Here is a 13213-nt window from a genome sequence, read left to right as displayed (position 1 = left end):
GTCACGTTTATTTCTTGTGCGAGCGTTTGAAACAATAATTTGAGTATTCGCGGACCGAAATCCGCGGCATCTATCGTCAAACGCCCACACTTATCGACTGTTGATTGTTAAAGAACGCTGGCCCATCCGGGCTTCGGTGCTAACTTTGCTGTTTGTCGACAAAGCGTTGTGTTTGTCAGCAACAGAGAGGCGAGATTATGCGGTGTTTCGTGCAGCTCGTCAACCCCTTCTTTTCTACCGTGTCGCTGTTGCGTGTGCATCAGTTTTCGCGGCAGGGACGAGACTATAGCCCAGATTGTTGCGGTGCGCAAGGCATGAAAATGCGCGGGAGGTGCGCGGGATGAAGACCGAGGGACAGTCCCCTGCGGGGACAGTCCCTTCCTGTGTTTACAGGCCTTCGAAGTTCGGCTTGCGCTTTTCAAGGAAGGCGGTCATGCCTTCGCGCTGGGCCGGGGTGCCGAAGCCGGCGTGGAAGTAGCGGCGCTCATAGCGCACGCCGTCGGTCAGCGTCATGTCGTACGCCTTGTTGACGCAATCCTTGATCTGCATCGCGACCGATACCGGCATCTCCGCGATTTGCTGTGCAATGCCGACCACTTCTTCCATCAGCTTATCGGCCGGGAACACGCGCGATACCAGGCCGGTGCGCTCGGCCTCGGCCGCGTCGATCATGCGGGTGGTCAGCAGCATGTCCATGGCTTTCGATTTCGAGATCGCACGCGGCAGGCGCTGGGTGCCGCCGGCGCCCGGGGTCACACCCACCTTGATTTCAGGCTGGCCGAACCTGGCGCTGTCGGCAGCGACCAGGAAGTCGCACATCATCGCCAGCTCGCAACCGCCGCCCAGGCAGTAGCCAGCCACCGCGCCGATGACCGGCTTGCGGATGTCCAGGATGTGTTCCCAGTTGCGGCCGATATAGTCGGTGGTGTAGGTGTCGGGGTAGCTGTAGTTGACCATCGCGGCAATGTCGGCGCCGGCCGCGAACGCCTTTTCCGAGCCGGTCAGCACGATCACGTTGATGGCAGGGTCGGCGTCGAACTTGCGCAGCGCGTCGCCCAGTTCGTTCATCATGTTGTCGTTCAGCGCGTTCATCGCTTTCGGGCGGTTCAGCCGGATGACGGCGACTTTGCCCTGGGTCTCGATCAGCAGATCGGCGTATTGCATGGGATACCCCTTCTTATTAGTTAGGAACTGGAACCGGGAATTGTAGCCTGAGGGCGGCCCGGCATCACTGCGCCGGCGCAGCGCCCTTCGGCAGCAGCACCCAGACAGTGCCCGGCTGCTTCATGCGGCCTGCCTTGTCCGCGGCCTCCGGACCGAAGCCATAAAAGAAATCGGCGCGCACTTCGCCCCGGATCGCCCCGCCGGTGTCCTGCCCCATCACCAGCCGGCGCATCGGCACGTCGCTGCCCGCCTCGGTGGTGGCCAGGTAGATCGGCGCGCCCAGCGGAAGGAAGCTCGGGTCGATCGCAACCGAGCGGGCCGGCGTGAGCGGGACATTCAGCGCGCCCTTCGGCCCTACGGATGGATCGGCGATGCGTTCTTCGCGGAAGAAGATGAAGCTCGGGTTCGCGTTGAACAGTTCCTGGCGGCGGTGCGGATTGGCGGCGATCCATGCCTTGATCGACTGCGCCGATACCTGGTTGGCTGGCAGCTCGCCCTTCTCGATCAGCCAGCGGCCGATCGCCTTGTAGGGATGGCCGTTCTGGTCCGCGTATGAAATGCGAACGGTCTCGCCGTTATCCAGCTGGACGCGTCCCGATCCTTGCACCTCCAGGAAAAAGGCCTCGACCGGATCGTCCACCCAGAGCAGCTCGTTACCGGCCAGTTTGCCCGAGTCGATCTGTTCGCGCGCGTCGTACGGCACCACCTTCTTGCCGACCACGCGGCCGCGCAGGCGCATGTTCTTCAATTGCGGGTACACGGATGCCAGATCGATCGTTAGCAGGTCGTCGGGCACGCGGTACAACGGGGTCTGGTAGATGTCGCTGCGGATGCGCGAGCCGCGCAGCATTGCCTCGTAATAGCCGGTAATCAGGCCGCTTTGCGATCCGTCGGCGGCGCGCACCAGGTTCGGGACGAAGTTCGATTCGAAGAAGGCGCGTACCGCCGCCAGGTCCGTCGCGTTGACGCCGCGGGCGAGCGTGCACGCCTCGGCCCACTGCGCGCGCCGTCCGAGCACGCTGCACGACGCGGTGAAGGCGCTCCAGGCTTCGCGCTGGTCGTCCTCGGCCCAGCCGGGCAGTTCGGCAAAGGTCGCGGGCGTGAACAGCGGCGCGGGCGCGGGCTTGACCGGCTCCGGCTGCGGCAACGGCAGCACTTCCTTGACAGGCGGCGGCATCAGGACTGGCGGCCTCGCGGGGGCTTTCTCCGGCGCGGTGGTACAGCCGGCGACGATCAACGCCACGGCTGCCGCCGATACGAGTAAACTGCTGCGCTTAACGTTCATAGGATGAAAAGTATGTGGCTGTTGATGATCGAAGCTGCGGTGGCGCTGTTCCTGCTGGTGTTCATCGTCTGGTGGACCGCGGCGGGACGCAAGCCGGACGAGGACCCCGAGGACAAGCAGGACAAGGAATAATCAGTGCAGCGCGCGCGGCAGCGTCAGGATGAATTCCGGGATCCTGGCCTCGAACTGGTGGCCGTCCTCGGCCACGCAGAAGTATTCGCCATACATTGAACCCTGCGGGGTCGCCAGCTGCGTGCCGCTGGTGTATTCGAATTCCTCGCCGGGCTGCAGCAGGGGCTGGTGCCCCACGACGCCGAGGCCGCGCACTTCCTGCTTGTGATTGTTGGCGTCGGTGATGACCCAGTGGCGCGAGATCAGCTGCGCGCCGACGGTGCCGGTGTTCTTGATCGTGATCGAGTACGTGAACACATAGGAAGTACGCGACGGGTCGGACTGCTCCGGCAGGTACTGGGTGCGTACGGACACGGTAAATTCGTATTTGGCCATCTCGTCCCTTGGTATGAAATGCCATGATACCTGCGTTGGCGGGGACTGTCCGCAACGGGGACAAGCGGGCGCCGCGACCCGGGAAGCCAGGGCCGCCCAACGCCCCCCGATAGAGACAGTCCCCTTCCCTCGCGTAAAATAGCGGTTTTACAGTTATACGGCCGGACTTTACACAATGACCACCTACCGCATCGCTCCCAGCATCCTTTCCGCCGACTTCGCCCGCCTGGGCGAGGAAGTACGCAACGTCGTCGCGGCAGGCGCCGACATCATCCACTTCGATGTCATGGACAACCACTATGTGCCGAACCTGACGATCGGACCGCTGGTATGCCAGGCAATCCGCCCGCACGTGGATGTGCCGATCGACGTGCACCTGATGGTCAAGCCGGTAGACCGCATCATCCCCGACTTTGCCAAAGCCGGCGCCAACATCATCACCTTCCACCCTGAAGCGTCGGAACACATCGACCGCACGCTGCAGCTGATCCGCGACCACGGCTGCAAGGCCGGCCTGGTGTTCAACCCGGCCACGCCGATGCACTACCTGGAGCACGTGATGGACAAGATCGACATGATCCTGATCATGTCGGTGAACCCGGGCTTCGGCGGCCAGTCCTTCATCCCCGAAGCGCTGAAAAAGATCGCGATCGCGCGCCGCATGATCGACGAATCGGGCCGCGACATCATGCTGGAAGTGGACGGCGGCATCAAAGCCGACAATATCGCCGCCGCAGCGGCTGCTGGCGCCGACACCTTCGTGGCCGGTTCGGCCATCTTCGGCAAGCCTGACTACAAGGCGGTGATCGACGCCATGCGCAGCGAACTGGCGAAAATCTGATCATCCGGGCCGGCGGCCCGGTTTTTTTTTGGCACACAGGGCGCAAGCAATGTCGAAACCCATGTCGCAGTCCGAAGTGAGCATCACCTCCACGCTGGCGCCCTCCCCCGCGATCCGCCGCAGCCAGACCCTGGCGCTGGCCCTGCTGGTCGTCACCGGCGTCATCAACTATCTCGACCGGGCCACGCTGGCGGTGGCCAACGAGTTCATTCGCGCGGACATGGGTCTCTCGCTCGGCGAAATGGGCGTGCTGCTGTCGGCGTTTTCGTGGAGCTATGCGCTCTGCCAGCTGCCGGTCGGCGCGCTGGTGGACAAGATCGGGCCGCGCTGGCTGCTGGGTATCGGGCTGGTCGTGTGGTCGCTGGCGCAGGCGGCGGGCGGGCTGGTGTCGACCTTCGGCTACTTCGTCATCGCGCGCATCATCCTTGGCATTGGCGAGGCGCCGCAGTTCCCCGCTGCGGCACGTGTCGTCAGCAACTGGTTCCCGCTGCGCGCACGCGGCACGCCGACCGGCATCTACAACTCGGCCTCGCCGCTGGGCGTCGCGCTCGCGCCACTGTGCCTGGCGCCGCTGATCGCGGCGACCAGCTGGCACTGGGCGTTCTTCGTCACCGGCGCGATGGGGCTGGTCGCTGCCGTCATCTGGGTAGCGCTGTATCGCGATCCGGTCCACGCCAAAATGACGCCGGCCGAACGCGCCTACCTGGAAGCCGGCGAGGCGGGCGAAGCACCGCCGAAAGCGGATTTCGCATCGTGGCGCGCGCTGTTCCGCCACCGCACCACCTGGGGCATGATGATCGGCTTCTTCGGTTCCGTGTACCTCAACTGGGTGTACCTGACCTGGCTGCCAGGTTACCTGCGGGCCGAGCGCCACATGGACCTGGCCTACGCAGGGATTGCGGCATCGATCCCGTTCATGTGCGGCTTTGCGGGCGCACTGATCGCCGGCTGGGCCACCGACCGGGTCACGCGCAATGCGGCCTCGCCGGTATCGGCGCGCCGCAACGCCGTGGTGGTGGCGACGCTGGGCATGGTGGCGTTCACGATCCCCGCTGCGCTGGTGGACAGCAATGCCGTGGCAGTGGCCTGCATCTCGATCGTCATCTTCCTCGCCAACGCGTCGTCGGCGTGCGCATGGTCGCTTGCGACGGCCGCGGCGCCGCGCAACAGCATCGCCTCGCTGGGCGCGATCCAGAACTTCGCCGGCTTCCTCGGCGGTGCGCTGGCGCCGATCCTGACCGGCTACATCGCGCAGACCTGGTCTTTCGTACCGGCGCTGCTGACCGGCGCGGCCATCGCCTTCGTCGGCGCCATGTCCTACCTGTTCCTGGTGGTCCGCCCCATCCCCGAGCGCCATGAAGCCGCAGCATAAGCCGATCCGCGGCGTCATCGTCGACCTGGACGGCACGATGCTCGACACCGTGCCGGACTTCGAGGTGGCCATCAACCGCATGCGCGCCGAATTCGGGCTCGGCCCGGTCGCGGCCGAGCAGATCGCGCGCATGGTCGGCAAGGGCTCCGAAAACCTGATCCGCGGCGTGCTCGCGCTGGACTTCGACCAGGCGGGCGTCGAGCAGCGCATCGGCGAGGCGATGGCGTCCTACCACCGGCATTACATCGCCATCAACGGCGATTACAGCACCATGTACCCGGAGGTGACCGAAGGCCTGGCTGCCATGCGCGAGATGGGCCTGGCGCTCGCCTGCGTCACCAACAAGCCGATGGCGTTCGCCCAGCCGCTGCTGGCAAGGAAGGGCCTGTCGCACTTCTTCGACGTGCTGTACGGCGGCGACTCGTTCGAGCGCAGGAAGCCCGATCCGATGCCGCTGCTGGGCGCCTGCGCCAGCTTTGCGCTGCATCCGGATGAGGTGGTGGCGATCGGCGACTCGTCCAACGATGCGGAAGCTGCGCGCGCGGCCGGCTGTTTCGTGCTGACGGTCCCTTACGGTTACAACCACGGCCGCCCTGTACACGAAATCGAATCCGATGGTATAGTGACCACGCTGCTGGACGCTGCACACCGCATCCGCGAGCACAACGAACAAGCCAAAGCACACCGCTAAACGAATGTTTTTCATCAAAAAACTCAATGTCAACCAGACCGGCGCCCTTGAGGCCTGGCTGTGGCGACGCTGGCAATCCTGGGCAAACTGACCCGCTGATTGCTGTCGCCGCTCGCATGCGCGACAGGTTTTTTGAAACAAGCCACCGCCCCCCTCTATCCATCGGGCGGACCGGAGAAGAACATGACCGAACTCGAATTCAAATCGCTGGCCGCGCAGGGCTATAACCGCATTCCGCTGATCGCCGAGGCGTTTGCCGACCTCGAGACGCCGCTGACGCTGTACCTGAAGCTGGCGCAGACGCAGCGCGCGGGCGCGAACACCTTCCTGCTCGAGTCGGTCGTGGGCGGCGAGCGCTTCGGCCGCTACTCCTTCATCGGCCTGCCCGCATCGACGCTGCTGCGCAATGCCGGCAACCGCACCGAAGTCGTGCGCCACGGCGAAGTGATCGAAACGCACGAGGGCAATCCGCTCGAATTCATCGAGGCCTACCAGGCGCGCTTCAAGGTCGCGCTGCGCCCCGGCATGCCGCGCTTCTGCGGCGGGCTGGCCGGCTACTTCGGCTACGACACCGTGCGCCACATCGAGAAAAAGCTGGCGCACTCGCAGCCGAAAGACGACCTGGGCGTACCGGACATCCAGCTGATGGTGACCGAGGAACTGGCGGTCATCGACAACCTGTCGGGCAAGCTGTACCTGATCGTGTACGCCGATCCCTCGCATCCGGAAGCGTTCTCGAAAGCGCAGCAGCGCCTGAAGGACCTGCGCATGATGCTGCGCCGTGGCGTGGACGCACCGGTCACCTCTAGTTCCGTGCGGACCGAGGCGGTGCGGGAGTTTGCGAAAGAGGATTACCTGAAGGCGGTCGCCAGGGCGCACGAGTACGTGATGGCGGGCGACCTGATGCAGGTGCAGATCGGCCAGCGCATCCGCAAGCCCTACGTCGACTCGCCGCTGACGCTGTACCGCGCGCTGCGCTCGCTCAATCCGTCGCCGTACATGTACTACTACAACTTCGGCGACATGCAGATTGTCGGCGCCTCGCCCGAAATCCTGGTGCGCAACGAAAGCACGCCGGACGGCGGCAAGAAGGTCACGTTGCGCCCTATCGCGGGCACGCGTCCGCGCGGCGCCACCCCCGAGCGCGACGCGGCGCTGGCCGAGGAACTGCTGAACGACCCCAAGGAAGTGGCCGAGCACGTGATGTTGATCGACCTGGCCCGCAACGACATCGGACGGATCTCCGAGACCGGCAGCGTCGCCGTCACGGACCGGATGGTCATCGAGAAGTACTCGCACGTCCAGCACATCGTCTCGAATGTCGAAGGCCGCCTGCGCGAGGGCATGTCCAACCTGGACGTGCTGCGCGCCACCTTCCCGGCCGGGACCCTGACCGGCGCGCCGAAAGTGCGCGCGATGGAGGTGATCGACGAGCTGGAGCCCACCAAGCGCGGCATCTACGGCGGCGCCTGCGGCTACCTGTCGTTCGGCGGCGAGATGGACGTGGCGATCGCGATCCGGACCGGCGTCATTAAGGACGGCAACCTGTACGTGCAGGCAGCCGCCGGCATCGTGGCCGATTCGGTGCCCGAAATGGAATGGCAGGAGACCGAGAACAAGGCGCGCGCGGTGCTGCGCGCCGCCGAGCAGGTCCAGGACGGCCTGGACGGGGCCTACTGACATGGCCTGCGCTCTCACCGATCGTTATCGCAGATCGAAGAGCCCGTTCACTTCTGGCGGTAGCATGCGAGGGAAGCGGGCCTCCCGCGGGGCGGAGCGCCCCGGATCGCTGCGGCCCGCATCCCGTGCATCGTTCACCGGAGCGGCCATGAGCAGACTACACGCAAGCCAGGACGGATGGATCAGGATCTCGGCGGGCGCCGGCGCGGCGCCTGCCGTATCCGGCCAGGCCAGGTTCTTCAAAGGATATGCCGTGGACGGCGGCGATGGCGTGTTCGCCAAGTGGGACTGGGACGGCGAACGGCTCAGGGCCAGCACCTGCGCCACCGGCTTCCTGCCGCTGTACTACTACGCCGACGGGCAGCAGGCCGTGCTGGCGACCAGCATCGCCGGCCTGTTCGCCGCGTCCGGAAAGGCGCCGCGCATCTGCCCCGCTTCGCTCGGGGTGCTGCTGCGGCTGGGCTTCCTGGTCGGTGACCACACGCCGTTCGAAGGGGTGCGGCTGCTTGGACCGCAAGGCACGCTGACGTGGCGTCCCGGCGGCGGTCCCGAGGTCAGCTCCTCCTACCTGCAGGTGCAGGAGACACGCGCCGACCATGCCCGGGAATCCTATGCCGCGCTGTTCCGTGCCTCGATGGAGCGCATTGCGGCGGTGATGGCTGGCGATTTCGCCGTCCCGCTCAGCGGCGGGCGCGACTCGCGCCATATCGCACTGGAGCTGTACCGCATGGGCTGCACGCCCCGCTTCGCCCTCACCGCGCGCCACCTACCGCCCCGCAACGACGAAGACGTTCGCGTCGCGTCCGAACTGTGCGGCACGATGCGCTGGCCTCACCGTGTGGTGCGCCAGCCGGTGCTGGGCCAGTATGCGCAGGAATGCGCACACGCGCAGGCGGTCGACTTCATGACCTACGAACACGCCTGGACGATGCCGGTGCGCGCGGCCTTGCACGACAGCGGCGTGGCCGGGGTGTTCGACGGCGTCGGCGGCGACGTTCTTTCGGCCGGCCTGTTCCAGGACGAGCAGCTGCTCGGCCGCTACCTCGACGGCGACATCGAGTCTGTCCGGCGCGGCCTGCTGGCCAGCTGGAGCCAGCTCGGTGGCGAGGACGCGCTCGAAGACACGCTCGGACCGCTGCTCGCCGGCGCTTGCACGCCCGGCGCTGCGGAGGAACTGATCGACGCGGAACTCAGGCGCCACCTCGGGCAGCCAAACCCGCTGAAGTCCTTCTACTTCTGGAACCGCAGCCGCCGCGGTACCGGGCTGCTGCCTTTCCGGATCCTGTCGCGGCATGTGGCGTACGCGCCCTACCTCGACCGGACGCTGCTCGCTTTCCTGCTTGGCCTGCCGCCCGGCGCGACACGCGACAAGCGCCTGCACACCGACGCGATCGCGATCGCGGACCCGGTCATCGGCGCAATCCCGTACGAGGACAAGCATGCGCGCGCGCCCCGGCAGCGCCTGTCGGATAGAGTGGCCTTCTACGCGCCAATGATCGCCCGCTCGATGACATCGGGCGGCTACGTGAACGGGCGTTTCGTGGCGCCGCGCGCGGCCCGCGCCTGCCTGCTGGGCGGCGACCTGCAATCGACATGGTGGAAACCCCGCCGCGTGGCCTACCTGGCCAGCCTGGCGCGCTTCGTCCACCAATTTAACCCTGACACCCGAACGCAAGGGACGGCGAATTATGCTTTTAATGATCGATAACTACGACTCGTTCACCTACAACATCGTCCAGTACTTCGGCGAACTTGGCGAAGAGGTGGTCACGGTGCGCAACGACGAACTGACCATCGCCGATATTGAGGCGATGAAGCCGGACCGCATCTGCATCTCCCCCGGACCGAAAGCGCCGGCCGACGCGGGCATCTCAGTCGCCGTGCTGCAGCACTTCAAGGGCAAGATCCCGATCCTGGGCGTGTGCCTCGGCCACCAGGCCATCGGCGCGGCCTTCGGCGGCAATGTGATCCGCGCCAAACAGGTCATGCACGGCAAGACCTCGCCGGTCGCGCATACGGGCGTGGGCGTGTTCAAGGGACTGCCCAGCCCCTTCACCGTGATCCGCTACCACTCGCTGGCGATCGAACGCTCGTCCCTGCCGGACTGCCTGGAAGTGACCGCGTGGACCGACGACGGCGAAATCATGGGCGTACGCCACAAGGAGTACGACATCGAAGGCGTGCAGTTCCACCCCGAATCCATCCTGTCCGAACACGGGCACGCGTTGCTGAAGAACTTCCTGCAGCGCTGAATTTTTCTGATAAAGGCAAACCATGTCGATCACCCCACAAGAGGCGCTGCTGCGCTGTATCGAACACCGCGAGATCTTCCATGACGAGATGCTGCACCTGTTCCGGCAGATCATGTCGGGCGAGATGTCGCCCGTGATGGTGGCTGCGATCACGATGGGCCTGCGCGTCAAGAAGGAGACCATCGGCGAGATCACTGCGGCCGCGCAGGTCATGCGCGAATTCTCGACCAAGGTGCCGATGGCCGACACCACCAACCTGCTCGACATTGTCGGCACCGGCGGCGACAGCGCGCACACCTTCAATATCTCGACGGCCACGATGTTCGTCGCCGCGGCGGCCGGCGCGCGCGTGGCCAAGCACGGCGGACGCAGCGTGTCCTCGTCGTCCGGCAGCGCGGATGCGCTCGAATCGCTGGGCGCGAACATCAACCTGACGCCCGAACAGATCGCGCAGTCGATCGCGCAGACCGGCATCGGCTTCATGTTCGCGCCGAACCACCATGCGGCCATGAAGCATGCCGCGCCGGTGCGCCGCGAACTGGGCGTGCGCACGATCTTCAACATCCTCGGCCCGCTGACCAATCCGGCCGGGGCGCCGAACATCCTGATGGGCGTGTTCCACCCGGACCTGGTCGGCATCCAGGTGCGCGTGCTGCAGCGCCTGGGCGCGCAGCATGCGATGGTGGTATGGGGCCGCGACAACATGGACGAAGTCTCGCTCGGCGCCGGCACCCTGGTCGGGGAACTGGTGAACGGCGAGATCCGCGAATATGAAATCCATCCGGAGGACTTTGGCCTGCAGATGGTCGCCACGCGCAACCTCAAGGTGGGCAACCCGGCGGAATCGATCGCGCGCGTGATGGAAGCGCTGCGCGGCGAGCCGGGTCCGGCGGCGGACATCGTCGCACTGAATGCAGGCGTCGCCCTCTATGCGGCCGGCGTCGCACCCTCGATCGAAGCAGGCCTGGCCAGGGCTCGCGAAGCGGTGGCGTCCGGCGCCGCGCTGCGCAAGCTGGAGCAGTTCGTCCAGGTCACCCGGCAGTTGGGAGGCTGAGCGGCATGGCGGATATTCTCGACAAAATCATTGCCGTGAAACGCGACGAGGTCGCAGCGGCAAAGCAGCGGCGCGATTTCAACAGCCTGCGGCGCGACGTGGAAAGCGACAGCGCGGCGCGCGCGTCCATCCGCGGCTTCGAGCAGAGCCTGCGCAACCGGATCACGGCCGGCCACGCGGGCGTGATTGCGGAAGTGAAGAAGGCGTCGCCTTCAAAGGGCGTCCTGCGCGCGGACTTCCGGCCCGCGCAGATTGCATACAGCTACGCCACGCATGGCGCGGCGTGCCTGTCGGTGCTCACCGACGAACGCTTCTTCCAGGGTGCGGCAAGCTACCTCGTTGAGGCGCGTGCGGCATGCTCGATCCCGGTGCTGCGCAAGGATTTCATGATCGACCCGTACCAGGTGTACGAAGCAAGGGCGATGGGCGCGGACTGCATCCTGCTGATCGTGTCTGCGCTGGACCACGGCTTGATGGCGGAGCTGGAGGCCTGTGCGCACGCCCTGGGCATGGATGTGCTGGTGGAGGTGCACGACGGGGATGAGCTCACCGCGGCGCTCCGCTTGAAGACGCCGCTGGTGGGAATCAATAACCGTAACCTGCGCACGTTCGAGGTGTCGCTGGAGACCACCATCGGGCTGCTGCCGCGCATTCCGCAGGAGCGGCTGGTGGTGACGGAGTCCGGCATTCTCGGGCCGGCGGACGTGAAGCGCATGCGCGAACATGACGTGCATGCGTTCCTGGTTGGCGAGGCGTTCATGCGCGCGCCGGAGCCGGGGGTGGAGCTGGAGAGGCTGTTCGGCTGACCGGCTGCGAAGCCGGGGGCGGTCCCCTGCGGGGACAGTCCCCCGTGCCTATTCGTAGAGTTCGGCGGATGCGAGGGCGAGGCCGTTGGCGCCGGTGCCGCCGATGATCAGGACCTTGCCGTTCGAGAGCCGCGTCGCCGTGTGGTAGGCACGCGCCTGGGTCATCGCGGGTCCCGCAACCGAAACGCGGCCGGACGGGGTGTACAGCTCCGAACTCGCCAGGGTCGTTCCGAGCGTTGCGGAGCCGCCTGTTACCAGCACCCGTCCGTCGACCAGGGCGGCCGCCGCGTGCAGTGTGCGTGGAGAGAGCAGCTGCCCGCCGTCGTTGAACGCCACGGTGCCGCCCGCGATCAGCGCGACCTTCGATGCCGCCGCGCTGTCGAACGGACTCTCGCCGCCGATGACCGCAAAGTCTCCTGCCGAGGTCTTGACGACCGCCGCCGCAAGGCGTGCAGCGGCATCGAACTGCGGCAGCGTGGAAGCGCTGCTTGCCATGGTCTGCACGTCGAAGACTTCAGGCGCCGCAGCCTGGCCGGACACCGTGGAGCCACCGTAGATCACCAGCTTGTCCGCCGTTACGCGCACGGTTGCATGGCCGTAGCGCGTGGCGGCCAACGTGCCCGGCAGGCGCGTGAACTGTTCGGTTGCGGGATCGAACACATCGACCGTATTCGCAGCCGCGTTGCCGCCGCTGCTCAATCCTCCGACAAACAGTACCCGGCCATCGGCCAGCAGCGTGGCCGTGTGCAGGCTGCGCGAATGCAGCGGCTGCGTGGCCGTGGCGCGCGAGGTGCCGGTCGCCGGATCGAAGCGCTCCGCCACTGGCGTGCCCTGTAGCGTGCGGCTGCCGCCGACGATCAGCACCGTGCCGTCGGCCAGTGCGGTGGCGCTGTGGTGCATCCGGCCTGTCAAAACCGTGCCGGCCTGCGCGAAGGTGTTCGCCTGCGGGTCGTACGACATCACCGTTACCGGCGCCGCATTGGCGGCACCGTCGCCGCCGATGACCAGCACGCGGCCGTTCGGCAGTTCGACTGCCTGGTGCTGCGAGCGGGCGAAGTTCATCGCGACGGGCGTGAACCGGTTGCGGTAGGCGGTCGGCAGTGCGAGGTCGCGCGTGACTTGCGTTTGTCCCGACGTGACGACCAGGCGGTAGGTGGTCGTCGCGAGCAGCGGGCCGACTGCGACAGGCACGCCACTGGTCACCGCGATCGCGCCGGGCTCGATGCGGCCGGTGCCACCACTGAAGGTGGCTGTCAGGCTGGCCTGGTCGCCCACGAAGTAACTGGTTTTGTCGCTCGCCAGGCCGTCGATGCGGGGGCCGTTCGGGGCGGGTGGCGTAGGCGCGGACGTGGAGCCGCCGCCGCAGGCGGCAAGGGTCGCGGTCAGGCACAGCGCGGCAGTGGCGCGCAGCAGTTCTCGTCGGTTCATGGCAGCCATGTGCAGGTTGGATGGGGAGAACCGCGAGTGTAGCCAAAAAAACAGGCGCAGATTTCGGTGATTTGTCACCGAAAGGACGAAAATATGTAGCGCCGGGCGGGGCATGCATATGGCGGAATCGGCT

12 protein-coding genes are annotated in these 13213 nt (G+C 66.0%); 8 read left to right on the top strand and 4 right to left on the bottom strand.

Translation table 11 applies throughout. The features are described from left to right. Positions 1–387: 387 nt before the first annotated feature. The 3 genes from ACFSQR_RS03835 to apaG form a co-directional block, all read right to left on the bottom strand. On the bottom strand, positions 388–1164 hold the full coding sequence (locus ACFSQR_RS03835; protein ID WP_377728282.1) for an enoyl-CoA hydratase: 777 nt from the start codon (positions 1162–1164) through the stop codon (positions 388–390). 64 nt (positions 1165–1228) lie between these two features. Further along, positions 1229–2449, bottom strand: coding sequence for a murein transglycosylase A (locus ACFSQR_RS03830; protein WP_377728281.1), 1221 nt, complete (start codon positions 2447–2449; stop codon positions 1229–1231). 132 nt (positions 2450–2581) lie between these two features. Further along, a complete protein-coding gene (gene apaG / locus ACFSQR_RS03825; protein WP_377728280.1) occupies positions 2582–2956 on the bottom strand; it encodes a Co2+/Mg2+ efflux protein ApaG in 375 nt (124 codons plus the stop codon). A gap of 175 nt (positions 2957–3131) precedes the next feature. On the opposite strand from apaG, the gene rpe reads away from it, so the two are divergent. From rpe to trpC, 8 genes are all read left to right on the top strand, one after another. Beyond that, a complete protein-coding gene (gene rpe, locus ACFSQR_RS03820) occupies positions 3132–3797 on the top strand; it encodes a ribulose-phosphate 3-epimerase (protein ID WP_377728279.1) in 666 nt (221 codons plus the stop codon). A gap of 49 nt (positions 3798–3846) precedes the next feature. Continuing rightward, positions 3847–5169, top strand: coding sequence for an MFS transporter (locus ACFSQR_RS03815; RefSeq protein ID WP_377728278.1), 1323 nt, complete (start codon positions 3847–3849; stop codon positions 5167–5169). Next, entirely contained in the window at positions 5153–5860 is a 708-nt protein-coding gene (locus ACFSQR_RS03810; RefSeq protein WP_377728277.1) for a phosphoglycolate phosphatase, read from the top strand. The genes ACFSQR_RS03815 and ACFSQR_RS03810 overlap by 17 nt, the downstream gene beginning before the upstream one ends. Positions 5861–6043: 183 nt before the next feature. Then, the gene (trpE, locus tag ACFSQR_RS03805) at positions 6044–7540 is read left to right on the top strand and encodes an anthranilate synthase component I (protein WP_377728276.1); all 1497 of its coding nucleotides are present in this window, start codon (positions 6044–6046) and stop codon (positions 7538–7540) included. Between the two features lie 148 nt (positions 7541–7688). Next, a complete protein-coding gene (locus tag ACFSQR_RS03800; protein ID WP_377728275.1) occupies positions 7689–9248 on the top strand; it encodes a hypothetical protein in 1560 nt (519 codons plus the stop codon). Beyond that, positions 9229–9792 (top strand): aminodeoxychorismate/anthranilate synthase component II, encoded by a 564-nt coding sequence (locus ACFSQR_RS03795; protein ID WP_377728274.1) that lies wholly within the window; start codon positions 9229–9231, stop codon positions 9790–9792. The genes ACFSQR_RS03800 and ACFSQR_RS03795 overlap by 20 nt, the downstream gene beginning before the upstream one ends. 22 nt (positions 9793–9814) lie before the next feature. Next, positions 9815–10846 carry an anthranilate phosphoribosyltransferase gene (trpD, locus tag ACFSQR_RS03790; RefSeq protein WP_377728273.1) on the top strand — a complete coding sequence of 344 codons (1032 nt, stop codon included), beginning with the start codon at positions 9815–9817 and terminating at the stop codon, positions 10844–10846. Between the two features lie 5 nt (positions 10847–10851). After that, entirely contained in the window at positions 10852–11652 is an 801-nt protein-coding gene (trpC, locus tag ACFSQR_RS03785; RefSeq protein ID WP_377728272.1) for an indole-3-glycerol phosphate synthase TrpC, read from the top strand. Between the two features lie 48 nt (positions 11653–11700). Here the strand turns inward: trpC and ACFSQR_RS03780 are convergent, their stop codons facing one another. Further along, on the bottom strand, positions 11701–13080 hold the full coding sequence (locus ACFSQR_RS03780; RefSeq protein WP_377728271.1) for a Kelch repeat-containing protein: 1380 nt from the start codon (positions 13078–13080) through the stop codon (positions 11701–11703). Between the last annotated feature and the right edge of the window lie 133 nt (positions 13081–13213).

Origin of the sequence: Pseudoduganella sp. GCM10020061 (genome assembly GCF_042683405.1) — a bacterium.
Classification (GTDB): domain Bacteria; phylum Pseudomonadota; class Gammaproteobacteria; order Burkholderiales; family Burkholderiaceae_D; genus Telluria.
This window is presented reverse-complemented; position numbering and strand designations above follow the sequence as displayed.

Bases quoted from the DNA above. Each gene is read 5' to 3' on its own strand.
- ACFSQR_RS03835 (WP_377728282.1), bottom strand. From the start codon at position 1,164: ATGCAATACGCCGATCTGCTGATCGAGACCCAGGGCAAAGTCGCCGTC.
- ACFSQR_RS03830 (WP_377728281.1), bottom strand. From the start codon at position 2,449: ATGAACGTTAAGCGCAGCAGTTTACTCGTATCGGCGGCAGCCGTGGCG.
- apaG (WP_377728280.1), bottom strand. From the start codon at position 2,956: ATGGCCAAATACGAATTTACCGTGTCCGTACGCACCCAGTACCTGCCG.
- rpe (WP_377728279.1), top strand. From the start codon at position 3,132: ATGACCACCTACCGCATCGCTCCCAGCATCCTTTCCGCCGACTTCGCC.
- ACFSQR_RS03815 (WP_377728278.1), top strand. From the start codon at position 3,847: ATGTCGAAACCCATGTCGCAGTCCGAAGTGAGCATCACCTCCACGCTG.
- ACFSQR_RS03810 (WP_377728277.1), top strand. From the start codon at position 5,153: ATGAAGCCGCAGCATAAGCCGATCCGCGGCGTCATCGTCGACCTGGAC.
- trpE (WP_377728276.1), top strand. From the start codon at position 6,044: ATGACCGAACTCGAATTCAAATCGCTGGCCGCGCAGGGCTATAACCGC.
- ACFSQR_RS03800 (WP_377728275.1), top strand. From the start codon at position 7,689: ATGAGCAGACTACACGCAAGCCAGGACGGATGGATCAGGATCTCGGCG.
- ACFSQR_RS03795 (WP_377728274.1), top strand. From the start codon at position 9,229: ATGCTTTTAATGATCGATAACTACGACTCGTTCACCTACAACATCGTC.
- trpD (WP_377728273.1), top strand. From the start codon at position 9,815: ATGTCGATCACCCCACAAGAGGCGCTGCTGCGCTGTATCGAACACCGC.
- trpC (WP_377728272.1), top strand. From the start codon at position 10,852: ATGGCGGATATTCTCGACAAAATCATTGCCGTGAAACGCGACGAGGTC.
- ACFSQR_RS03780 (WP_377728271.1), bottom strand. From the start codon at position 13,080: ATGAACCGACGAGAACTGCTGCGCGCCACTGCCGCGCTGTGCCTGACC.